Source organism: Leptospira koniambonensis, from assembly GCF_004769555.1.
Taxonomy (GTDB): domain Bacteria; phylum Spirochaetota; class Leptospiria; order Leptospirales; family Leptospiraceae; genus Leptospira_B; species Leptospira_B koniambonensis.
On record NZ_RQFY01000012.1, the window covers coordinates 407,709 to 431,168 of the forward strand.

Here is a 23,460-nt window from a genome sequence, read left to right on the forward strand (position 1 = left end):
TTTTCAAACCGGCAGATATATGGATCGGATCCAAACTTTTTTAAAAAATCCAATTTTTATTTTATCTAAAAAGAATCCATTCATGCTTTCCAGATGGAGTATTTTGTATGTACTCCTTGGATTATTTGCTGGTGTATTTTCTGCTGTGTTTTGGAAAATCCTGGAATTTCTCACTAAACTTTTAGCGGGTTTCGAAGGACATTATATTATTCTAATTATGACCCTGTCCGGTTTAGGAATAGGTCTTCTCATTTATTTCTTGGGGGAACCAGGAGAAATTTCATTAGTAATTGATAATATTCGTTTTAGGGGAGGAAAACTCGACCCTAAAAATAATCCTTCTATGAGTTTGTCTTCTTTACTCAGTATTTCCTCCGGAGGAAGTGCAGGACCAGAAGCTCCACTTGTTCAGATCACAGGTTCTTTCGGAAGTTGGTTTGCGGAGAAGATAGGGTTAGAAGGAGAAGAGCTTAGATCCATGACCATTGCGGGAATGGCAGCTGGATTTACTTCTTTATTTGGCTCTCCTTTAGGCGGAGCTTTATTTGCGTTGGAGATCTTACAACATAGGCATGTGGTAGAATATTATGAGGCTCTATTACCTGCATTCCTCTCCAGTTGCAGTGCTTATTTTGTATTCTTGTTCATGACTGATATGGGAATAGGACCTACTTGGGAATTCCCACAATATGTTCCAGGTGGAATAGAAGATTTCCAATACGCGATCGGATTTGGAATGGCAGGGGCAATCGTAGGTTGGATCTTCTATGGAATATTCAGAATTACTAAATTTTCTTTTTCTAAAATAACTCTTCCTATCTTCGTAAAGACTACCATTGGCGGATTATTACTCGGCTGTATTGCTTATTACGAACCATTGACCCGCTATTTTGGGCATGATCAATTGAATGAGATCGTAGTTACTAAAGGAACCTGGATCTTTTTTGGGACTCTTGCTTTATTGAAGATACTCGCGATCAATATAACTGTTTCCAGCGGTTGGAGAGGGGGGATTATTATACCGTTATTCTTCGTTGGGGCGGTAGCGGGCAGATTTTTTATGGACTTCTTCCCATCTGAAAACGAATCTTTTTTGCTTATCTGTTTGATGGCATCCGTGAATGCTTCCGTAACCAAAACACCTATCAGCACTACTATATTACTCACTGGATTAACAGGAGTTTCCAATTTTACTCCTGTATTATTTGCCTCTTTGAGCGGTTACTTCTTATCTCCTAAGGCCCCGTTTATCAGTTCTCAGGCGGATTCGGTTTAAGATAGCTATATTTCTGGACGGAAGCCAAGCCCGTTGTGAGTGCGAAAGTCTAAAAAGAAACTTTTATCTCCTTTTGGGGGATACGTTAGACTAGGTCCGAACCATTACTGGTTAACTATGAAGATTAACGGGATTATGTATGATTTCAATAATAAAACTGTTCGAGATAATGGTCTTCCTCAACGATTGGAATGGAATCTGAAAAAGACGGGGTCGAAAGGAATTTATGGCATATTTTACTAAGGGTAGTTTGATTTTTATTCTTCTCACAACTTTGATACTCCAGTGTAAGGATGAGAATACAAGTAAAGATGGAGGGAATATGACAGAGGAAGATCTATGGTTTTCCAAACTTCCGGATTTGACGAGCGAAGAGAGGGAAATATTCCAAGGAGTTTATGAGGTTGAAGTTGGTCGAGCATTTGCAGAAGAGTATGCCCCAGATGCTAAAATACAGTATTCCTATATAAATCAGTGTGCATATTTTGAGCCTAACGGTAAGATTTTTCGTATTTGGTATACAAACAATGATCAAGAGATCTTATTTGATGTAAAAAGAGAAAGTGACACACGTTTTGTTTTTAAACGGGGGAATAAACATTTTAGTGCTCGTTATTCAAATAAAGGTTGGTTGACTTTTATTTTATTTAAGGATCCGAAGTCCCAAACAGATCTTGCAAAAACAAATCAGTCCTACGAGGACTGCCATGAAGAGCAGCTGAACATTTTTAAGAGCGGTGGTTGAGTTCCTTTTTGTTAAAGATTGGTAAGTGAAAATATGAGATACGCAGATAAATTTTTTTTTGGTTTTAATATAATCTTTTTCCTCATTCTGAGTTATTTCGGCTATTTTATCTATCATACATTTGATCGCCCGGATACAATAGAATATAGTCGAAAGGATATTAGTAAAGGGTTTGAATATGTTTTATTCAAGAGAGCTAAGAACTTTTTCGGTAGTTATAAATATTATTTTGGGGCTCGTCCTTTCAATGATGAATCTCCTTTTATAATGAAATACTTCCCTGTCCTTGATACGGATAAAGATTATTTTGATAAAATTCAGTCTTTAGAGTCTTGTGGTAATGATACCTATGTTATTGTTATGCAGAAAGGCCCTCGAGAAGATTATAAAAGATTTAATATATTTGATAAAGTTTCCCAATTGATAAATGAAGAGTTACTAGAGGCCTGTAAGCGAGAACAGCTAAGATAGATAAATTCGAAAAGGAATGAAGCTGCCAAATGCAATATGTAACTAAACGTACATTGGGCTATCTCCTTTTCCCAATCGTAAAAATGAATTAACCCATCCAAGCCCGGTTTTGGCCGGGTTTTCTTGTTTTAAGGACAAGATATAAATAATCTTAAATTAGATAGAACGCAGGCCGGAGCGGTAGGAGTTTTTGGCGGGACACATGAAGACGGCGGAGACGGATTGTTTGGATAGACAAGACCAATGCAAATTGGAATCGTAGTGGCCAACATTATTTCTTAGTCTTCTGGAATGAAGCTAAGGGGCTTATCGAACGATGGACCATAATAATGGCGACTATCACGATAAACCATTGACCGAAATGATCTTTAAACAGTTTCGCAAGATTACATACTTCAAAATGAATTCAAAGTAAGGAAAAGAAAACATAATGAAAAGAACTGTGATTAGTTTTATTGTAATTAGTTTATTTGCGAATTGTGGCTGTAAGAAAGTGAAGGAAGAGGAAAAACAAAATTCTTCATTTGAAGGGGTTTATGTTACTTCGGGGAATGCAGAGTTCGGTGCCTTAATAGGAAATCGTTCTTCGAAATATTATAAGTTTTGCATGAACGTCTTAAGTTCCAATGCGCTTGAAGTTGGTTATCTGGAGAATAAAGTTCAAATGGCCTGGGAAAAACTTGAGGAAGGCAAATACAAAGTTAGCTATCAAGGCAAGGAGGTTTTCTTGTATGATAATGGGAGCAAATATGGAGAGCTTCCAAATAGTTTATTTCTACTAAGTTTAAAGAAGGAAAAGCCGTTAGAGAAAAATACTGATGATTATTCGCAAGTCACCAAAGTTTCAAATTATGTTTCGTTAGATGATTGTATTGAGGCTGTTAAGACTGATTTGGATAATGTATATCAAAATCCCGCCCCTGGTCCGGAAAATAACTGGGGTAAAGATAAATAGGAAAGCTCAGCGTATTTTCTAAATCTGAAATATATCTTACGAACTACCTTATTTCTTTTAGTCGGAATAATTGGATATCTCAGTTTACTACTTTATAAAAGTACCAAGTTACAGGATGAGGTCGAGTTTCATAAGTTAGGAGCTCCTCTTCCAAATGGAGATAGGATAGATTTTTTATCCTTAAGCGCCCTAAAAGCGTATTCAGTGGCTATGGATATTATTTTGCGGTTAAGAGACCCAATGATGCGATTCCTTTTGTTCAGAAATACTTACCTATCTTAGATTCAGAGAAAGACAAATTCGACAATATCGAAGATCTAACAGAATGTGGGCAGGATGCCTATGTCCTTACATTAAAGGCAGAACAAACTTTGAGTTATAATAAATTTAATATCTTCGATGTAATCCCTCAAGAAACGGATGAGAAAGGGCTTGCGGTTTGTAAAAGAGGACGCGGATAATTCCACAGATAACGTTTTAGGTATAAGTCGTGCGCTTATAAACCGAGACGATTCGGAAATGGGATGACATTGTTTTAACTACCATTCCAGATATAAAGATGTTAAAGGATATCATTGATATAAGGACGAAGATCCCAGTATCTACTTTTGGTTGTGAGTTAGAATGCCTTGTTTTCAAAAACTATAAACCGAAGAATATCTCGTTGGATAAATGGATAGAGATTAAGGGATGGTTTAAGCCGTGAATCCACTTAGAAGCGAAGTAGAAAAATTTAAAGATATAGTAGTTTTTCGGGAATTTGTTAAAACCTTTTCTCTCAATTTTTTCTACGATGAATGGTATCTTTACGTATTTAATGAGCATATTCTGCTTCGGATTTATACTGAATATGGAGAACCATTTTGGGAAGTGTTTAATATCCCCAAAAGAAAAATGAGTGAATTAGCGAAGTTTATGAAAGAAAAGTATTTAAGTTTGGAAAAAGCGAGAGAAATCTATTACAGTTACGAAAAAGACCTTCCGAGCGAGGGGCTGGTCGAAAATCGCATTTTTCTAATTTGGCTCTATACAAATATTCGGATAATAACAGAATCTATTCATGATCTATTCGAAGAATCCTCATACGAGAAATATAATGAAGAATTTACTCCTATTTATTTTACTACTGAACAAAAAATCAAGGCAGCTATGATTATACATGGATATGGAGATTACGTATCGCACTGGAAGGGCAAGGATGATTAGGGTAAATTCAAACGGAAACCCAGCTTTGGCTGGGTTTCTTGTTTAATGGGGAACGTATTACAAATTTTAAAATGGTAGAAATGCTAAAATAAATAAAATATACAATATTCGAAATCTAGAAATTAAAAAACCGTTAATAATGAGAATTCTGACTCCGAATTAATAAATAGCCATTATGAATCAGAAAAACCTAAAGAACCTCACTGACGAAATAAAAGATGTGTATGAATCGTTAAAGTCTGATATGTCTTCCGGCGGAAATTCCTTAATCTTAGAAGCAAATCGAAAAATAGGTAAGTTGTTAGTTAAGACGGAAAAAGGTTTAGGTGACAAAGAAAAAGAAAGCGGGAGTTGGATTAAAGGGATTTCAAAAGAGCTCAAGAAAACTATTCAAAAAGGTTTTTCTGAAAGAATGTTATTTTACGTATATAAGTTTTATCAAGTATATGGAGATTCTAAGTTAAGTCCTAAATTAAGTTGGAGCCATTATAGATCACTTGCTTCTATTTCGGATGATTCTATTCGCAAGAAATTAGAAATAGAATCCATTAAAAATAATTGGAATAGAGATGAGTTAGCAATGAGAATTCGCGAAGCCGGAGAACTTCGCCAAGCTCGGGTGATCCGTTGGAAAAGGCCAAGCGGAGAACTATTTCATTACAAAGTTAGAGAAATGAATCAGAATCCTAAATCATATTCATTAGATTTAGGATTCTATATCTATCATAACTTAGAAAAAGGTAAGAGATACAAAGAGGGTGAAGTATATAAGGTATCTAATATTCGAAATAACTGGAAACTTACCAAAACGAATATTCCAATATCTGCAACGTATTGCTACTCCGGTGAAATTGAAAGAGTGATAGATGGGGATACTCTCTTAGTGCGTATAGATCTTGGATTTGAGAAGGAAATACGTCAGAGGATACGACTTTCAGGGGTATGGGCTTTGGAGCTTGATTCAGAGGAAGGTAAAAGTTCATTTCATCAGCTATCTAAGAAATTACCTACAGGTACAAAGGTCATCGTGAAAACGAAAACTAAAGACATTTACGGAAGATATGTAGGAGATGTGCTTTATTCAAATATAAGAGATGTAGATATATTTAGAGAAGGAATCTATCTAAACGAAGAACTATCCTTAAATGAAAATCTTCAAGAAGTAACAAAGTAGAATTGACGATGTATTAACATCATATAATCTTTAGTGAATTCATACTTTTTTAAGTAAGAATAGGCTTCCGTGCACCGGCGGTGCAAAGTGAGCTAAAAAAGTCCTTTTAGAACGATTTTCTAAGAAAGAAGGATCAGACTTAGAAGAGAAAGATCTGAAAGTAGAATCTACCCTTAGCGTCTTTGCGGCTCTGCGTGAGAAAAATGAATGCAATTGAGTCTCACATGGAGGCTTGGAATAGAAGAAAAAATCCTACTTTCACAACCCGCGAAGGATCGCAGCGGAAATCCGGCGATGCACCATCGTAATAATACTGAGCACTAAATTATAAAACCTTTATGGTGCTTCGCTGATTGAAGCGTAGAGCCTGACCCGAGTGTAGTAAGCTGAGTATGTCCTCGATAAACGCCTCCGGCTATCTCGGACTCGCTCGCTTCCTATGGGGTGCTCGCGAGGGACGCGGCCAGAAAAAACACTTAACTGGAGAGTTTGACTCCAGGTTGGAGAGCCCTCCCAAACATTTCTTAACTGTTTGCTCTGCATTTTGTCCTGGACGATTTCCGGTAAATCGTTAAAAGATATCCAACTCTATGGGAATTTTCTCCAAAAAGGGTCCGTTCTATCTTCTGGCGGTATTCTTATTTTTCGGGTTTTGTACACCTTCTCCTAAAAAAGGTTTATTAGAGAATGGTGTTATAGATTGGGAAAAATCTCTAGAACAGGGAAAATGTTTCCGAATGACTGGAGATTGGAAGTTTGCATGGTTGGGTGCGATTCCTGATACAAATCTTCCCAAAGAGCCTGAAGAATTTTCTACAACTGTTGTCCCTGGCAGCTGGACTAAACATGATTGGCCTGGTTCTGATGAGGGTGAATTTCCTAAATACGGAAAAGCGTTGTATAGAGTGGACTTAGTCTCTTCTACCCCTGTAGAAAGTTTACATTTAGTTTCTTATGACCAGGGAACAAATTATAGAATTTTATTTAACGGAAAAATAATCAATGAAGTGGGGAAGGTAGGAGATCCAACAGAAGATGGGCTCGAACTTAGGACTAGTTATTCTATTCTTCCTGCATGGCAAGGAACAGCACATCTTGATTTTGAAATTTCAAATTATCAGTATAGAAAAGGAGGGCTTTGGAAACCTCCCATCTTAGGCACTGCAGAATGTGTAAGCCGCTATTATATGGATAGAAGGGACTTAGAAGGAATACTCTGCGGAGGACTTTTCTTCTTAGGTCTATTTCATATTTTTGTATCAGTTTTTTATAAAAAAGATTCTTCTGCTTTGATACTAGGAATTCTTTCCATCACTGTCGGACTCAGATTATATTCCACTGGAGTTAGATTATTCCCTGAACATTTTTTGGTCGGGCCTGAAATATATCTTAGGACTGAATTTATCTCCTGGTTTATGGGAATGCCTTTGGCTCAGCACTTTTTATTGGAAGTGTTCCCTATGAACTTTGGAAAAAAATTCCTGAAGTTAGGATATATTTTTGCTGGAATATTTACACTCATTACTTTGTTCACTGGACCTGCTATCTATTCGTATTTGATCAATCCTTCTTATCTACTCTTTGTATTTAACGGTGTCTGTTCTCTTATTGTTTTAGCAAAAGCAGTTTCTCAGAAAATGCCAGGGGCTTATATTTATCTCACAGGTTTTATCTTCCTTCTATTCTTCATGACAAGTGAGATATTATTCCATGCAGAAATCTTAGATTCTTGGGAATTGAGCGGTATCGGAGTCGGAATATTCGTACTTGGAAATTCTCTTTCTTTATCCAGCAAAATGTTAAGTGGATTCAGAGAAAGAGAGAAGGTCCAAGAGATACTAAATACAAATTTGGAAGAGCTGGTACGAAAAAGGACCAGGGAATTAGAATTTGCAAGAGATGAGGCGGAGGCAGCCAATAAAGCAAAAAGTGAATTTTTGATCAATGTGGACCATGAGGTCCGCACTCCAATGAATGGGATCATGGGAATCACTCAGATGTTGCTGGATTCTGATATCAAACCAGAACATCAGGAAATGTTGGAGTTACTCAAAAGAAGTGGGGATGCAATGATGGTAATCCTTGGCTCCATGTTAGATGCTTCCAGTTTAGAAAAAGGTACATTATATCTTTTGAATAAACGTTTCAGTCTTAGGGCTTCTATTTATGAAGCTGCCATGAGGGTAGAAGACAAGATCCGCAGAAAAAATCTGGATTTCAGTGTGACTCTTGCTGATAACCTTCCCGAAATTGTAGAAGGTGACGAAGAAAGATTTAAAACAATGCTTTTGGTCCTTCTTGAGAATGCAGAGAAGTTCACAATAAAAGGATTCGTCAAACTTATAGGGGAAAAGGTCCAGGATAATAATCTGGATTATCGGCTTAGATTTAGGGTCCAAGATTCAGGCATAGGAATTCCGGAAGATAAACTCAGTTCTATATTCAATCCATTCCAACAGGTGGATTCTGGGGTAACAAAACCTTTCCAAGGAGCAGGGCTTGGCCTGGCACTTTGTAAGGCTTTGGCCCAGAAAATGGATGGGGATATTTCTGTCCAAAGTGTGAGAGACAAGGGTTCCGAATTCATACTGGAAATCTCACTATCTAAACCGGAAATCCAATCTTGACATAAGATTTCCACCTTCCAAGCTGGGTCCAAACTATATGGGAAGGATCCAAGAACTCAGTCCGGAATTAATCAACCAAATCGCCGCAGGCGAGGTGATAGAATCTGCTCACTCCGTCCTGAAAGAAATGATGGAGAACTCAGTGGATGCAGGTGCAGACACGATCGAAGTCGAATCCAGAGATGGAGGATTGACCTCTCTTCTTCTTTCGGATAATGGCTCCGGAATAATAGAAGAGGATATCCCTCTTGCAATCCAAAGACATGCCACAAGTAAGATCCGTACATTAAAAGATCTTGAATTAGTTTCTTCTTATGGATTCAGGGGAGAAGCATTGGCATCTATTGCCTCCGTTTCCAAACTTACGATTGAAACTGGGACGGGACTTCCTACTGCTTGGAAGGTAAGGGCAGAAAAAGGACAAATCCTTTCCAAAGAATCCATCCCAGGTTTTCAAGGAACTAAGATCCTGGTTGAGGATCTATTCTATAATACTCCAGTCAGAAGAAAGTTTTTAAAATCAGTTCGTTCAGAAGATAAAAAGATCCGTGACAAAGTAACCGTCCAGGCTCTTGCAAGAGAAGATATCCGATTTAGATTTGTTCAGGATCATAAAGAGATATATAGACTTCCTCCCAAAAATAAAAGAGAAAGGATCATAGATCTATTCGGAGAAAATTTCAGGGATCATTTGTTGGAGGTCCAACTGGAAAGAAAAGGTTGGAAGGCGACCGGTTATATCAGCGATCCTGATTTTTATAAATCCAATCGAACCGGACAATTCATATTCGTGAACGGAAGACCAGTAGAGATCAAATATTCTTCTCATCTATTGAAAAAATGTTATGATGAACTTCTTCCTCCGAACGCTCATCCATACTGCTTTTTATTTTTTGAAGTAGATCCAGAATCCATAGATGTAAACGTTCATCCTGCTAAAAAAGAGATCCGCTTCCTGGACGAAGAAGGATTTAACACATTCTTCTTGCAGCTGATCCAGAAAGAACTTAGATCCAGCACTCCTGTCAGCTTTTTAGAATTAAAAAATAGGCTTTTAAGACCTGAACCTAAAAAGATGGAATCTACATTATATTCCTTTTCTGGTTCTTCTTCCTCCGGAACGGAACAACATCTTTTAGGAGGAGCACTTTACGAAGAAGTAAAACATTCTCCTTCTTTTCCTGTAGAAGCAGTTGGTCCTGGCTCAAGGTTAGATGATCTAACTGATATGCCGATCAAACATTCTGAATTTATTCCTAAAAAACATTTCGGACTCTTATTTGAAACGTTTATCTTGGCAGAAGGTGAAGATGGTTTTTATATTATAGACCAACATACTGCCCACGAAAGGATCCGTTACGAAGAAGTATTAAGAAAACTGAAAAAGAAAAATTATGGAATACAACCTCTTTTAACTCCAGTTCGTATTCCTGTTTCTAAACAAGAAGCAGAAGATATTAAAGATAGGCTGGGAGAATACCAAGAAGTCGGCTTAAAACTAGACTCACTTGGCGAAGACACAATGGTTCTCAGGGAAGTTCCTGGTTACTTTCTGCCCGGGCATGAAAAAGAGATCGTTCTTGATTTTTTAAATCGCACAGGTGGCAAAGAAGTTCCTGAGCCTGAGTTATATGATCTTATGGCAAAATGTGTGGCTTGTAGATCTGCAGTTAAAAAAGGGGATCAACTCTCTGATCATCTGATCGCGGAGATGCTCAACCGTTTGAGTTATTGTGAAAATCCATCTCGTTGTCCTCATGGAAGGCCCACCTTGGTCAAATTAACCAGAGAAGATCTGGAAAGAATGTTTCATCGCAGGTAAAATTTGAAAACAGAGTCCCAAGAACTTAAAAACTCCACAGAAAATGTAATCTCCACCTTGGTTAGACAAACATTGATCGCAAGTGTGATCTTGTTACTCGTTGTACTCGTTCTTGCAAGATTTTTTAATGAAAGAGTCACTCAGGTTGCCGGTCTCTTTTTGAATTACACCGGGGTATGGGGAGTCGGGCTTTCTATATTTGTTGCGGATTCGGTGCACGTATTCTTTCCTCCAGATACATTTTTGATCTTGGCAGTTGCTGCAAAGATGCCTGATTTTTGGGTAATCTTCTTTGCATCCGTTGGGTCTTTACTTGCTGGGGGATGTTCCTACTCGCAAGGAAGATTCCTTCTTCCTAAGTTAACTATATTTACTAAGTTCATTCGGAACCATGAAGAGAAGTTAGAAGGATATGTAAAAAGATTCGGGTTCTGGGCAGTGGTTCTTGCTGCTCTCACTCCATTGCCATATTCCTGGACCTCAGTGGCAGCAGGTGCAATGAAGATGAGACTTGATCTTTTTTTCTCGGCTGCACTTTTTAGGATCCCCCGTTTTATTCTATATTACTATCTAATAAAGGGCGGATGGATCGGGATCTAAACATTCGGATTGACTCTAGGTAAAAGCAAAGGTAAAAAGTTTAGATAATGGACGATTCTCCCAGACTCATTCCTAAAACCAGAAAAGAACTAATCTTAGAAAATTTAGATTGGTTCGCTTTGCCAGTTCGTATCGCTGAATTGGTAGAGAATGTATTGGATGGGAAGATCAGAGAACAATCCTTAGTATGCTGCCATAGCGCCTGCGATGTATGCAATTCTACAATACGTTCCTGCATACGTAAGATCCAAAGAGAATTGGAAGAAGAACTTGGGCAGTCTATTTGAAAGAGCACCTCTTCCTCACAAAATCAGGCCTAGTTCGTTTGCTCAGGTCATTGGACAGGAAAAGGCAAAACTTCAATTACAAAAATATAAAGAACCAGTAAGTATTCTGCTATACGGACCTCCAGGAACAGGAAAGTCCACAATTGCAAGAATATTAGGTAATACGTGGAAATTACCTTTTGTAGAACATAACGCAGTCACCACAGGTGTTGCAGATATTAAAAAACTATTAGAAAGATCCGAGAAAGAGGGTAGCATTCTTCTCTTTTTGGACGAGATCCATAGATTCAGTTCTTCTCAACAAGATAGTTTATTAAAAGGAGTGGAGACCGGAGGTATAGTTCTGATTGGAGCTACTACTGAAAATCCATCTTTTAGAATTACAAGACCTCTATTATCCAGATGCCAGGTTCTCAGACTTGAGCCATTGGGCGAAAATGATCTTTTGGAAATACTTTCCAGAGGGATCGAATCCTTAGACCCAAAACCGAATATTACAAAAGAAGCAAGTTCACTTTTAGTTCGTTATTCTGGTGGAGATGCAAGAAAACTTCTCTCCAATTTAGAAGGGCTTGTTCTTTCCAGAGATTCTGGAGTTTCAATAGAACCCTCCGATATAGAAACATTTTTAGAAAGTAGAGTAATCGAATACGACCAAAGTGGAGAAAGCCATTACGATGTGATCTCTGCATTCATCAAGTCAGTGCGAGGAAGTGATCCAGACGCCGCATTATTCTATTTAGCAATGATGTTAGAAGGAGGAGAAGACCCGCTCTTCATCGCAAGACGGCTTATCATCCTTGCCTCTGAAGATATTGGAAACGCTTCTGTTCACGGTTTACCTTTGGCAGTTGCTGGACTTCATGCATTAGAAACAATCGGAATGCCGGAAGGAAGGATCATTTTAGGACAGGTCACTACCTTCTTAGCTTCTTGCCCTAAATCCAACGCGTCCTATTTAGGAATAGGTTCAGCACTTTCATTTGTGAAAGAAAGAGGACCAAGTTTAAAGATCCCGAACCGATTGAGAAATGCTCCTACTTCTACTCATAAAAAAGAAGGAGCAGGTCAAGGTTATAAGTATCCACATGATTTTGGTGGATTTGTGCCATTCTCTTATTTCCCGGATGATCTTTCCGACAATCCTCCTCAATTCTATAAACCAACCAAAAATGGAATGGAAGGAAAGATCAAAGAACATCTGGCTTCCATCTGGAAAAAGATCTCCGGTAAAAATTACGAATAGATAATTTTGTCGGAATTCCCACATAGGATAAAGACCGCCCCCACCCTGCATTGGGATTGGGGGGAGTGGCTCGTGGGAGAGCGCTTTCCCCTGTATCACAAAATCCTTTCTCCGTCAAGAAAATCTTCCACTTAAAATCCGTGTCGGAATTCCCGCATCACGATCTGTCTCTGCGTGAAAAAACTTTAAAAAAATGTTGCGTAGTTAAATAGCTACATTTTAATTTGTAGTTAAGTGGCTACATAATGAATCTAAGAAGAGACGTATTCCAAGCTATCGCAGATCCTACGAGAAGGGCAATACTTCTGCTCGTGGCTTCTCAGGCAATGACTGCAGGAGCGATCGCTTCTAATTTCGATACAGCCAGACCAACTGTTTCCAAACATTTACAGATACTCACCGAGTGCGAATTATTAAAGCAGGAGCAAAATGGTAGGGAAATTTATTACCAATTGAATCCGAATAAAATGAAAGAAATTGCCGACTTTATAGAACCATTCCGAAATATGTGGGACGATCGATTCAATAAGCTCGAGTCCGTAATGAAGAAATACAGATCAAGAAAATAGAATATGGAAAGAAAAACCAAAATAGATGCAGAAGACGGCAAACAAGAATTGCTGATCACAAGAGAATTTGATCTTCCAGTGGATCTACTTTTTAAAGCACATATTGAGCCAGAAATTGTAGAAGAATGGATGGGAACAAAAGTACTGATATTAGAAGCTAAGAAGCACGGGAGCTGGCAATATGTAACTACGGATCCTCATGGAAACAAACATGGGTTCAACGGTGTTATACATGAATTTGTTCCGGACCAAAAGATTACCCGCACTTTCGAAATGGAGAATTCCCCGTTTCCACCCCAACTTGAATTTTTAGAATTCGAATCTTTGGGCGAAGAGAAAAGCAAACTTATAATGCATATTGTATTTAAGTCTGTTTCGCTCAGAGATCAATTATTGAAAATGCCTTTTGCACAAGGTATCAATATGGCTCATAACAGATTACAAGAAATCGTAATTAAATTAAAATAGGATATAGGACATGAGAAATAAAGTTATATATTGGATCGCTACTGCATGGCTTTCCTTAGGGATGGTATCGACTGGGATCGTTCAGTTGATCCAAATGAAAGAAGAAGCTGATATGTTTGCACATTTAGGCTATCCTGCTTACTTGATGATCATATTAGGTGTTTGGAAATTATTAGGGGTGATTGCTGTACTTGTTCCTAAATATCCTTTGGTAAAGGAATGGGCATACGCAGGATTTTTCTTTACAATGTCTGGGGCTGTGTTCTCTCATTTTGCAGCGGGAGATTCCGCGAAAGAATATTTCGGACCTGCATTATTGCTAGTGCTTACCGCAGTATCTTGGTATTTCAGACCGGCTGATAGAAAATTGAAAGGGTGATCTAAATGAATCCTAAGGTTGATTTCTTTTTTAATAAGGCCAAACAATGGAAGGAAGAATATGAGGCATTGCGTAAGATTGCTTTAGCTTCAGGACTTACGGAAGAATTAAAATGGGGTCAGCCTTGTTATACATCTCAAGACAATAATATAGTTTTGATACATGGATTCAAAGAATATTGTGCATTTTTATTTTTCAAGGGTGCCTTATTAAAAGACCCTAAAGGAATTCTGATCCAACAAACAAAGAATGTACAGTCTGCTCGCCAAATCAGATTTACAGATCTAAAAGAGATCGATAAACTTAAAACATCTTTAAAAGCATATATTAAAAATGCAATTGAGGTAGAAAAATCTGGTCAGAAAGTAAATTTCAAAAAGACAAAAGAGTTTGATATGCCTGAGGAATTCTTAAGTAAGCTTGAAGAATCTCCAAACCTAAAATCGGCATTTGACTCATTGACTCCAGGCAGACAAAGAGGTTACCTTCTTCATTTTTCTTCTGCAAAACAATCTAAGACCAGAGAAGCTAGGATAGAAAAATATATCCCTCATATTCTGAAAGGAAAAGGATTAGATGATTAAGAAGAAGGCTGTAGTAAAGAAAAAATCCGCAAAGCCTGCGATTAAAAAAACTTCTAAGTCAAATAAGACTGCCGCAAAGAAGTCTTCCAAACTTTCCAAGAAGGAGCCAATTTTACTTTCCGGTGGGAATCCTCAAATTGCAAAAGGATACGGAGACGGCCCAGTCCAAGAATATATCTCCGCCATGCCTGGCTGGAAAAAAGATATTGGGCGTAAACTGGATGAAATCATCGTTCGAACAGTGCCTTATGTGTATAAGGCAGTAAAATGGAACTCTCCTTTATACGGAATCGAAGGAGATGGCTGGTTTCTAGGAATCCATGTTTTTAATAAATATGTTAAGGTTGCTTTCTTTCGAGGAAGTCATTTGAAACCTCTTCCTCCTGGTGAATCTAAACAAAAAGAAGTTCGCTATCTGGATATCAAAGAAAACGAAAAGATAGACGAGGCCCAACTTTCTTCCTGGATCAAGCAGGCTAGTGAATTGCCTGGCGAAAAAATGTAAGGCTAAGTGATTGTGCAGAGATACATTCTTTTATTCAATAAAGCGTCTTAAATATCTGTAATAACATATAAAATTCTTCCCTTTTGGAGACAGAGGTTCCGAATGATCTTAACTTCGGGAGGAATATATGGCAAATACTGTATTCGAAAGTAAGGCTTCTTGGGCGGGTGGTTTGAAATTAAACCTACAATCCAGGGATCATAAATGGGTGGTGGACGAGCCAGAAATTTTAGGTGGAACGGACCAAGGGCCGAACCCAGTTGAACTAGTGCTGGGTGGACTTGCTAGTTGCGTGGGAGTCTTGGTTTCTCTTTATGCTCCGGCTCATAAAGTAGAATTAAAGGATTTCAATGTATTCGTAGAAGGAGACCTGGATCTGGACGGCTTCCAAGAAATCGCAGCTGTGCGTCCTGGATTTTCTCAGATACGTTATAGAGTAGATATCGAAACAGATTCTCCTAAAGAAAATGTAAATTCATTACTCTCTCATATAGAAAGGATCTGCCCTGTGAAGGATACATTATCCGGAGTAGGAGTACTTTCCCAAAAATCTGGATCTTCTGTTGCAGCTTAATCTAATCTAAACTCCTTTTCGAAATTTCAGTCGTGGATTTTCGGAGAGGAGTTCCTTCCTTCGCTTTAAAAGAAATATCTTTCTGTAATATTCTAGTCATCCGCTTGTTGTAGATAGGGAGTAACTTAATAAAGAACTAGAAAATTTTGACATAATAAGGTAAGGAATTCGCAGTTTCGAGACGAAACTAAATATGGAAACCGCGGGTCTTACCCCTCAAGACGAAAAAAGGAGGTTTTGAATGTTTCAATCCGAAAGAGAAAAAAACGAAAAAAGCCAGTTCCAATCCGCAGGGCCGATCCAAGTCAGAAAGGAATTTGCACGTTCTGAATCTGTAAATTTCCCTTCTAAAAAGGCAGAAAGCAGAGACGAAAAAGTGGTCCGACTAAGACCAGACCTATACGAAAAATAAATCCGGAGCTTCTCATAGTCCGTTCAAAAAGTTAGTCTATCAATCAAAGCCAAGCCGCGGGCAACCGGCGTGAAGCGACTATAGAAGTTCCGACAGCCTTTCTAATACCCGATCGTTCTGTTCCGGCCTTCCTATCGTAATTCTCAAGGCATTCAAGCCATAACTTTTAAGATTTCTTAATATAATCCCTTCCTTCAGTAATGTTTCGAAGGTTTGGGTGGAATCCAGTTTTGCTTGGTCCAATTTAATCGTGATAAAGTTTGCATAAGATTCGAAGTAGAAGAGTCCCTTCTTCTTTGCAAATTTTTCGTAACGAATCATTTCTTTTAAGTTAGATTTTAGATAATTCTCCACAAAATCTCTATCGTTTAATGCAGTAGCCGCTGCTAACTGAGAAAGTTGAGAAACATTGAATGGGGGTCTTAATTTATAGAATGCACGGATCATTTCTTCTGAAGCGATACCATACCCAATTCTCATCCCGCCTAATCCGTAAATTTTAGAGAATGTATTTGTATATAATACATTAGGGAATTTTGAAATTACATCCGAAGCTTTTACTTCTTTTTTAGGATCTCTAATTTTTCCGAACTCCATATAGGCTGCATCTAAGACAACCATTGTATCGGGAGATATTTTTTGGAGAAAAGTATATAGATCAGCCTGATCTAAGGCATCGCCAATTGGATTGCAAGGAGTGCAGATGAATATGATCTTAGGAGAATGTTTTTTATATAGATCCAGAAATTGGTCCAGATCATGAAGTTCAGAACTGGTTTGGACAGTATCTGCACCACATTGTCCTGCATAAATAGAATACATAGAGAATGTTTTGCCATTCTGGAGGATTTTATCCCCAGGATTCAAAATGGATCTTGTAGCAAAATCGAATATTTGGTCGCTGCCATTCCCTTGTATTACGTTTTTTGCATCTACTCCATGGACCTTTGCAAGTGCATCCTTTAGCGCCTTATAAGAATCGTCAGGATACAAGGGCATCTTGTACACTGCTTCTTTAATGATCTCGGAAACCTTAGGAGATACTCCGTATGGATTCTCATTGGAGGCAAGTTTGAGAACCTTCTCCGGAGAAATTCCGTATTCACGTACGACTAGTTCTATCGGTTTGCCGGCTTCGTAGGCCGGGATCTTGTCTAAAGCAGGCTGGAATCGCATCTAATTCCAGAAAAAAACGGAGTCAGGATTCTTCCAATCGTTTTTGTTCTACTAATCTTTGGTAAAGTCCTTGGAAATCTTTGAAAAATAAGGACTCATCAAGTGCGTATTCCATCACCATTCTTTTAGTTTCTTCTGAACTAAGTAGGGCTCTGTCCGTGGCGAGCATTCTTGCTCCTCCATCCAAGAGTAGGTCCCTAAAATAATGATTATTGAATATATTAGGAGTTTCTGTAAAAGATCCTTTGGAATGCCAGCCCAATGTATGGACACCCATTAGCAAAACAGTATCTCTTGTAGAAAATCCCATCATTCCAAAATAGTTTAGAGAGTCTTTTACATCTGGACTGTCCACAGGCATAAGCATTCTTCCATTTGGATAACTGGAATCTTTTCTTCCCTGGAGAATATGGACCTGAGGTCCTCCCGCTTTTTGGAGTGCAAGTGCTCCTGAAAGAGCGATCATATCCGCAAGTGTAGGAATTCCAACTCTTCCTTCTTTTTCCATTTCTTCTTTTAAATGAATGATCGCTTCTATTTGTTTTTTAACTCCACGATTGTTCTCATCGTTTAAGATTGTAGGAAAACGGATAGAACCCTCAAGACCTAACCATTCTCCATCTGCGGAGAAGATAGAAGAGGCATGAAATACCATACGGAGCCAGGCTCCTGCTTCTGTAGGATCAATTTTGTCCCAGATCCTGTATCCTGTTTCTTGCCAAGAGCTTCCTTCACAATTATTTTTGGTTCCTAATACTTCATGGACTCTATAGTTTCCGGTTTTGCCTTTCAGTTTTGTTTCGAAACTTCTTCCCTTATTGATCCTTTCTTTTACGGATTCATAAACCTTTTGGGAAATTAAGATCTTTGCGCCTGCTTTTTTTGTAGTAGTTTCGATCCTACTTGCGGAGTTAACTGTGTCTCCAATTGCAGTGAATGACATACTCAATGGATGTCCTAATTTTCCTAAAATTGCAGTTCCATAATTGATCCCAATTCCAATCTCGAATTCGGAACCTAAATGATTTTGTAGATAAGTATTCAAACTTTCTAATTCTGATCTCATCTCAAGCGCAGAGCGGATCGCATTTAGGTTTGCTCGAACAGGATCCGGATCTTCTAATCCGAAAATCGCCATGAGTCCATCACCGATATACTTATCTATGACCCCTCCGTATTTTAAGACCTTATCTCCCATTCTGTAAAAGTAACGATTCAAAATATGAATAACGTCATAAGGCAAATGACTTTCAGAAAAGCCTGTGAAACCTCTGATATCACTGAATAAGATCGCGACTGGTTTTTCTATCCCCGAGATCAAATCAGAAAATGTAGAAGCAAGTGCCTTATCCGCATCGTCGATGACTAATCTTCTGAGAACAATATCGCCCGAAATTTTTGTTTGGCAGGCAAGCCTTACGTTATCCGGAAATCCCTTCTTCTGAGCTAACACCGTTTCTTTTTCGTTGCGGGGAAGAAGATTTTCATCCCCTTCTTGGATCAATACCCTGCAAGTAGAACAACGTGCGTTACCTCCACATGCGTGTATATGAGGGATGCCTGCATCGAGTGAAATTTGTAATAATGGCTTGTTTAATTCGGAAGGTTCGAGGAAAACTTCCTTATCGTTTTCGAAGATAACTTTTATCATAGAGGGAGATTGAATCCGGTGATCAATATTGGATCTAAATCCTTGTTCATTTTATTTTAGATGAAAAACACTAAAAGACTAATATTCAGACCTATATATACGCTCGTTAAGAATAAAAATATTCTTTGGCCCGGGGCGGAAATTCTTTTTTTCCACGTCTAATTCCAAGTTCTCCGAGTATCTCATCGTGAATAATCAAGAAAACGGCTCATCAGACGAATCACCTAAAAGATCGGTGATCCTATGCGTCGACGATGAACTGATCATTTTAAGAGGGCTTAAAGAACAACTCAAGTCCGCCTTCGGAAAAAGTTATCAGATAGAAGCTGCAGACAGTGCAGAACTTGCTCTTCAAATCGTAGAAGAATGCAACCAGGCGGGAATCCATATACCTGCAATATTAAGTGATCAGGTAATGCCGGGGATCAGAGGGGATGAGTTCCTGATCCGTATCCAAGAAACAAATCCGAATACTAGAAAGATCATGCTCACTGGACAAGCGAGTGCGGAGTCTGTAGGTAATGCTTTGAATAAAGCAAACTTATATAGATATCTTTCTAAACCTTGGGACTCTAACGATCTACTCATGACAGTGAAAGAAGCTGTCCGTTCTTATGAATCAGATATTTCTCTTTCTGAACTAAATAAAAAATTAGAAGAAGCACTACTATATAATCGAGACTCTGGACTTCCTAATCTAGAATCTTTAAGAAGAAGATTGGATCTCGCAGTGGAAGAAAAAGAAGATTCTCTTCTTGCTTTGATCCGTATTGAATCTACTTCTTTGACCACAAGAGATTTTGGAGTTTCTCTCTATAAAGATTTAATGAAGAAATTCCTGGATTCTATGAAATCTATCTTAGGGAACTATGGAGAAATTTTCCATGTATACGAGGACGAGGTTGCTATACTTTCCAGAGTGCCAGAAGAGGAGTTCCTACCACATCTAATCGCATTTCGGATACTTCTTCGCTCCGATTATTTTACTGCTTCTGGAATTTCTTTCCGGATCAATGCTACCATTGCCACTGCGAGTGGAAAAAAAGATCTGTATTATAAAGCGAGACTCGCACTTGTTAAAGCAAGCCAAGAGCCAGAATTCGATTCAGAATCAGGGATCTATTCCTATACTGAGAAGATGGACGACCAGGATCTGTACAAGATCAATATGGATCTTGGAAAAAGACTGAACCAAGCGATCCATTCTGGTAATGTCGTACCATATTTCCAAGGGATCATGGACAACCAAACTGGCAAGGTAGAAAAATTCGAATGCCTTGCTCGGATTGTAGAAGATGGAAAAGTTTATGCACCTGCGAGCTTTTTGTATTTGGCAAAGTCCACAGGGCTTTTGAGAAGGATCAGTCCTATTCTTTTTGAAAAAGCTCTTCGTAAATTTTCGGACTCTTCTTATTCATTCTCCATCAATCTCTCTGAAACAGAACTCGAGAGTCCAAGTTTTCCTAAATGGGCAGCTTCCCGTATGGAACATTACGGGATCAATCCTGCCAGAGTGACTTTTGAAATTTTAGAAACTGCAAGTTTCCATGGAAATCCGGAAAGATTAAAAGTGATCGCCGAACTGAAAGAGATGGGAGCAAAAATTGCAATCGACGATTTCGGAGTAGAACATTCCAATTTTTCCAGATTATTGGAAATCCAACCGGACTTCATCAAGATAGATGGAAAATTTATCCAGTCCTTGGAAAGAAATCGAACTGCATTCATTTTAACTTCTGCAATTACAGAACTTGCGCACAGAATTGGGGCAAAAGTAGTCGCTGAATTTGTTTCTACTCCTGAGGAACTGAAAGTTGTACGTTCCCTGGGCATAGAATATTCGCAAGGATACCTAATTATGCAGCCTTCTCCCGACATAACCCCGGTTTCGATAAAAATTATTGAATAGGTACTTTGGTCTATTTCTTTCCAGGTATCATTCGTCTCATTCTTTCGAGGGATAAAATCGAAAATGAGTTGCAAACATAATTTATAGAGTAAGTATCCTTGTTTTGCTCCGGATTTTGAGCCGGGGTTTTTTCGTTTTTGTTCGTCTAAATTATAGGTTGGTACCGGGGGAGCGGTGGAGAAAGCGATTCTTTTTGTTGATGATGAAGCGCTCATTTTGATGAGTATGAAGTCCCAAGTCAAAAGACATCTGGGTGATACTTATCGTTATGAGACTGCTCTAGATGCGTCCGAAGCGATGCAGATCATCGAAGAATTAGTAACAGAGGGAGTCAAGATCCTGATCGTAATTTCTGATTGGCTGATGCCGAATATCAAGGGAGACGAATTTTTGAGAATCGTTCACCAAAGATATCCTGAGATCCAAAAGATCATCATCACTGGTCACGCAGATATCGCTTCCGTCGAAGCTTTAAAGAAAGAGATCAACTTATACAGTTACTTGAAAAAGCCTTGGGACGAAAAAGAATTAGTAACCACTATCACCTCAGCCCTTAAATAAATAGGGGGGCATAATGAGCCTTCGAACGCGCTTCTCTCTTTATTGCGCTATTGTTCTATTTGCATTCTCAGTTTTGCTTACTCTATTAGTTGCTGTATCAGCATTCTATGATTCCAAAGTTTCTTCACAGGAGGCAGCATTTGCAAAAGCAGAAGGTGCTTCTTTCGAAGTTCGTAAAATTTTTTCAGAAGCAATTTCCAAAGTAGGAGAAGCTAAAACTCGCTGGGAACTTACTCGTCCTTCTCGAGATTCAGTTGAAAAAGATCTAGTAGATCTTTTTCAGAATGATAAAAGATTTTTAGGGGCCGGTGCAGTTTTTGAACCCAATCTTTTTGATGGAAGGGACGCTGCATTTATTGGCCGCAAGGGTTCCAATTCTAAAGGTAGATTCGTTCCTTACTTTCATAGAAGTGTCAAGAACCCGGATGATATCAGCTTAGAAGAAAGTGTTTATTATGATAATACCGACGAGAGTGGCAACTATTACCAAATCCCCAAAGCCACGTTAAGCGACTATGTAGGCGAACCTTATTTTTATCCATTAGAAGGAGTGAATATTTTTATGATCTCCTTGATCAGGCCGATTAGCCGCCAAGGAAGATTTATAGGGATTGTCGGTTTAGATCTGAAACTTTCGGATCTGGAAGAAGAGTTATTTTCCAAAAGACCATTCGGAGATGGGCATTTGGCATTGATATCTCCGGGTGGAAAATATGCGGTTCATGGCGCCAAAGGGATCTTGCAAGGAAAGAATGCAGGAACTCCTGAAGTAAAAGATTCCATCCAAAAATCCTTAGCTTCTGGACAACCTTTTGCCTATTTGGTAGAAGGTGGGAACTCCTACATATTTCCATTCAGTATGGGAACCTATGGCAAAAACTGGGCTATAGAAGTATATGTTCCGGATTCAGTTCTTTGGAAAGATCTTGGGCCTATTATTCTAAGATGTTTGCTAATTACATTCGCTCTTCTGCCAGTATGTTTATATTTTCTGGATAGATTCTTTTGTAAGTTTGTCTCGGAAGGTTTAATAGAAGCGACTACATTTGCAGATTCTTTAGGAGCCGGGAATTATTCTGCTCAGATACCTACTCGAAAATTTCAAGATGAGATCCATCATCTTTTTATAACATTAGAAAATATGAAGGAGAAGTTGCTGGCAGCGATTGACCAGCAGATCCGATCCGAAAAGATCCTAAGAGAATCAGCAGAGATATATTCACGCAATGAAATTATCCGTCTCCAAAAAGAAGAATTAGAAGTCGCCTTAGGCGATTTAAAAACTGCACAAGAAACTTTACTTAGGAACGAAAGATTAGCTGCAATCGGTAGGATATCCGGCGCTGTCAGTCATCAGATCAATAATCCATTAGGAGCTATCGGAGCTTCCAGAGAGAATATTTCGTTTTATGTAAAGAGGGTCGTGGTCCTTCTTCCTTTTCTGTTTAAATATTTGAGTGAGGCAACCGATCCTGAAAGGGAATTTTTTAATACAACTTTAAAAAGAACATTAGAAAACCATAAAGAACAGATAGGGAAAAAATTCAGGGAAACCAGACATTCTATAGAAGCATTCTTGAAACAGGAGCAAATAGAGGATGCTGGAGATAAAGCTGCAGTAGTCGCTGAATTAGGATTTGCTGACTGTCCAGAATTCATTCTTCAATTATGTAGATGTTCCGAATGGGATCGTATCTCCGAATTTTTGATGGCGGTCAGAGGTCTGGAAATTTCTGAAGAAGTTATCCATAGATCCACTGATAGAATGTACAAAATTGTATCAGCATTAGAAACCTATTCAGGCATCGCAAAAGAAGATAAAGAAAGATGGGTCAAGGTTTCTGACACAATGGAAGTTGTGCTCGGAGTATACGAAGGTGCAGGTGGAAACAGGGTCACAGTAGAACGAAATTATATCTCTGAAGCTACTATGAGATGTGTTCCCGAAGATTTGGTAAGACTTTGGACACAAATCGTGGATAATGCTTACCAAGCAATGTCCGGAGAAGGTAAACTTAAAGTAAGTATCTATGATGCAGAATCCAAAATTATTTGTGAAGTGGAAGACAGTGGTTCCGGTATTCCCAAAAACATCAGAGAACAAGTTGGAGAAGTTTTATCTTCCGGAAAATCGGAAGGAGAAGGTGCAGGCATAGGACTTGCAGTTGCTGCTTCCATTTCTAAAAAATACGGGGGCAGCTGGAATTGGGAAAGTGAACCAGGCTGCACAATCTTTCGCTTTTCTTTTCCAAAATCAGAATAA

The 23,460-nt window shown here is 38.6% G+C and carries 23 protein-coding genes; 21 read left to right on the plus strand and 2 right to left on the minus strand.

Going from position 1 to position 23,460, the window contains the following annotated elements; genetic code table 11:
- The first annotated feature begins 19 nt into the window (after window positions 1-19).
- From EHQ52_RS19725 to EHQ52_RS20150, 18 genes are all read left to right on the plus strand, one after another.
- Window positions 20-1,276 (plus strand): chloride channel protein, encoded by a 1,257-nt coding sequence (locus EHQ52_RS19725; RefSeq protein ID WP_135617069.1) that lies wholly within the window; start codon window positions 20-22, stop codon window positions 1,274-1,276.
- Between the two features lie 226 nt (window positions 1,277-1,502).
- Window positions 1,503-2,021 (plus strand): hypothetical protein, encoded by a 519-nt coding sequence (locus EHQ52_RS19730; RefSeq protein WP_135617070.1) that lies wholly within the window; start codon window positions 1,503-1,505, stop codon window positions 2,019-2,021.
- A 33-nt stretch (window positions 2,022-2,054) separates the two neighbouring features.
- Window positions 2,055-2,492: a hypothetical protein gene (locus EHQ52_RS19735; protein WP_135617071.1), complete on the plus strand. Its 438-nt coding sequence runs from the start codon at window positions 2,055-2,057 to the stop codon at window positions 2,490-2,492.
- A 430-nt stretch (window positions 2,493-2,922) separates the two neighbouring features.
- Window positions 2,923-3,447, plus strand: coding sequence for a hypothetical protein (locus EHQ52_RS19740; RefSeq protein ID WP_135617072.1), 525 nt, complete (start codon window positions 2,923-2,925; stop codon window positions 3,445-3,447).
- Between the two features lie 702 nt (window positions 3,448-4,149).
- Complete coding sequence (locus EHQ52_RS19745) at window positions 4,150-4,653, plus strand: hypothetical protein (protein ID WP_135617073.1); 504 nt, start codon at window positions 4,150-4,152, stop codon at window positions 4,651-4,653.
- A 175-nt stretch (window positions 4,654-4,828) separates the two neighbouring features.
- Window positions 4,829-5,827 (plus strand): DUF1016 N-terminal domain-containing protein, encoded by a 999-nt coding sequence (locus EHQ52_RS19750; RefSeq protein ID WP_135617074.1) that lies wholly within the window; start codon window positions 4,829-4,831, stop codon window positions 5,825-5,827.
- 590 nt (window positions 5,828-6,417) lie between these two features.
- On the plus strand, window positions 6,418-8,454 hold the full coding sequence (locus EHQ52_RS19755; RefSeq protein ID WP_135617075.1) for a sensor histidine kinase: 2,037 nt from the start codon (window positions 6,418-6,420) through the stop codon (window positions 8,452-8,454).
- Between the two features lie 37 nt (window positions 8,455-8,491).
- Entirely contained in the window at window positions 8,492-10,276 is a 1,785-nt protein-coding gene (gene mutL, locus EHQ52_RS19760) for a DNA mismatch repair endonuclease MutL (protein WP_135617076.1), read from the plus strand.
- Window positions 10,277-10,279: 3 nt separating this feature from the next.
- A complete protein-coding gene (locus EHQ52_RS19765; RefSeq protein ID WP_135617077.1) occupies window positions 10,280-10,876 on the plus strand; it encodes a YqaA family protein in 597 nt (198 codons plus the stop codon).
- Between the two features lie 47 nt (window positions 10,877-10,923).
- Window positions 10,924-11,163, plus strand: coding sequence for a hypothetical protein (locus EHQ52_RS19770; RefSeq protein ID WP_425269412.1), 240 nt, complete (start codon window positions 10,924-10,926; stop codon window positions 11,161-11,163).
- Entirely contained in the window at window positions 11,147-12,409 is a 1,263-nt protein-coding gene (locus EHQ52_RS19775; protein ID WP_135617079.1) for a replication-associated recombination protein A, read from the plus strand. Before EHQ52_RS19770 ends, EHQ52_RS19775 begins: the two co-directional genes overlap by 17 nt.
- 245 nt (window positions 12,410-12,654) lie before the next feature.
- Complete coding sequence (locus EHQ52_RS19780) at window positions 12,655-12,978, plus strand: ArsR/SmtB family transcription factor (RefSeq protein ID WP_108927874.1); 324 nt, start codon at window positions 12,655-12,657, stop codon at window positions 12,976-12,978.
- A 3-nt stretch (window positions 12,979-12,981) separates the two neighbouring features.
- The gene (locus EHQ52_RS19785) at window positions 12,982-13,446 is read left to right on the plus strand and encodes an SRPBCC domain-containing protein (protein WP_135617080.1); all 465 of its coding nucleotides are present in this window, start codon (window positions 12,982-12,984) and stop codon (window positions 13,444-13,446) included.
- A 10-nt stretch (window positions 13,447-13,456) separates the two neighbouring features.
- Complete coding sequence (locus tag EHQ52_RS19790; RefSeq protein WP_135617081.1) at window positions 13,457-13,825, plus strand: DoxX family protein; 369 nt, start codon at window positions 13,457-13,459, stop codon at window positions 13,823-13,825.
- Between the two features lie 5 nt (window positions 13,826-13,830).
- Window positions 13,831-14,409, plus strand: a complete 579-nt coding sequence (locus tag EHQ52_RS19795; protein WP_135617082.1) for a YdeI/OmpD-associated family protein — start codon at window positions 13,831-13,833, stop codon at window positions 14,407-14,409.
- Window positions 14,402-14,914 carry a DUF1801 domain-containing protein gene (locus EHQ52_RS19800; protein WP_135617083.1) on the plus strand — a complete coding sequence of 171 codons (513 nt, stop codon included), beginning with the start codon at window positions 14,402-14,404 and terminating at the stop codon, window positions 14,912-14,914. Before EHQ52_RS19795 ends, EHQ52_RS19800 begins: the two co-directional genes overlap by 8 nt.
- A gap of 127 nt (window positions 14,915-15,041) precedes the next feature.
- Window positions 15,042-15,488: an OsmC family protein gene (locus EHQ52_RS19805; RefSeq protein WP_135617084.1), complete on the plus strand. Its 447-nt coding sequence runs from the start codon at window positions 15,042-15,044 to the stop codon at window positions 15,486-15,488.
- Between the two features lie 241 nt (window positions 15,489-15,729).
- The gene (locus EHQ52_RS20150; RefSeq protein ID WP_167492239.1) at window positions 15,730-15,900 is read left to right on the plus strand and encodes a hypothetical protein; all 171 of its coding nucleotides are present in this window, start codon (window positions 15,730-15,732) and stop codon (window positions 15,898-15,900) included.
- A gap of 78 nt (window positions 15,901-15,978) precedes the next feature.
- Here the strand turns inward: EHQ52_RS20150 and hisC are convergent, their stop codons facing one another.
- Window positions 15,979-17,076 carry a histidinol-phosphate transaminase gene (gene hisC / locus EHQ52_RS19810; protein WP_135617085.1) on the minus strand — a complete coding sequence of 366 codons (1,098 nt, stop codon included), beginning with the start codon at window positions 17,074-17,076 and terminating at the stop codon, window positions 15,979-15,981.
- A gap of 22 nt (window positions 17,077-17,098) precedes the next feature.
- A complete protein-coding gene (locus EHQ52_RS19815) occupies window positions 17,099-18,727 on the minus strand; it encodes a peroxidase family protein (RefSeq protein ID WP_135617086.1) in 1,629 nt (542 codons plus the stop codon).
- A gap of 187 nt (window positions 18,728-18,914) precedes the next feature.
- On the opposite strand from EHQ52_RS19815, the gene EHQ52_RS19820 reads away from it, so the two are divergent.
- The 3 genes from EHQ52_RS19820 to EHQ52_RS19830 all read left to right on the plus strand — a co-directional run bounded on the left by EHQ52_RS19820 (window position 18,915) and on the right by EHQ52_RS19830 (window position 23,460).
- Window positions 18,915-20,636, plus strand: a complete 1,722-nt coding sequence (locus tag EHQ52_RS19820) for an EAL domain-containing protein (protein ID WP_135617087.1) — start codon at window positions 18,915-18,917, stop codon at window positions 20,634-20,636.
- A 174-nt stretch (window positions 20,637-20,810) separates the two neighbouring features.
- Window positions 20,811-21,197, plus strand: a complete 387-nt coding sequence (locus EHQ52_RS19825; protein ID WP_008597002.1) for a response regulator — start codon at window positions 20,811-20,813, stop codon at window positions 21,195-21,197.
- A gap of 13 nt (window positions 21,198-21,210) precedes the next feature.
- On the plus strand, window positions 21,211-23,460 hold the full coding sequence (locus tag EHQ52_RS19830) for an ATP-binding protein (RefSeq protein WP_135617088.1): 2,250 nt from the start codon (window positions 21,211-21,213) through the stop codon (window positions 23,458-23,460).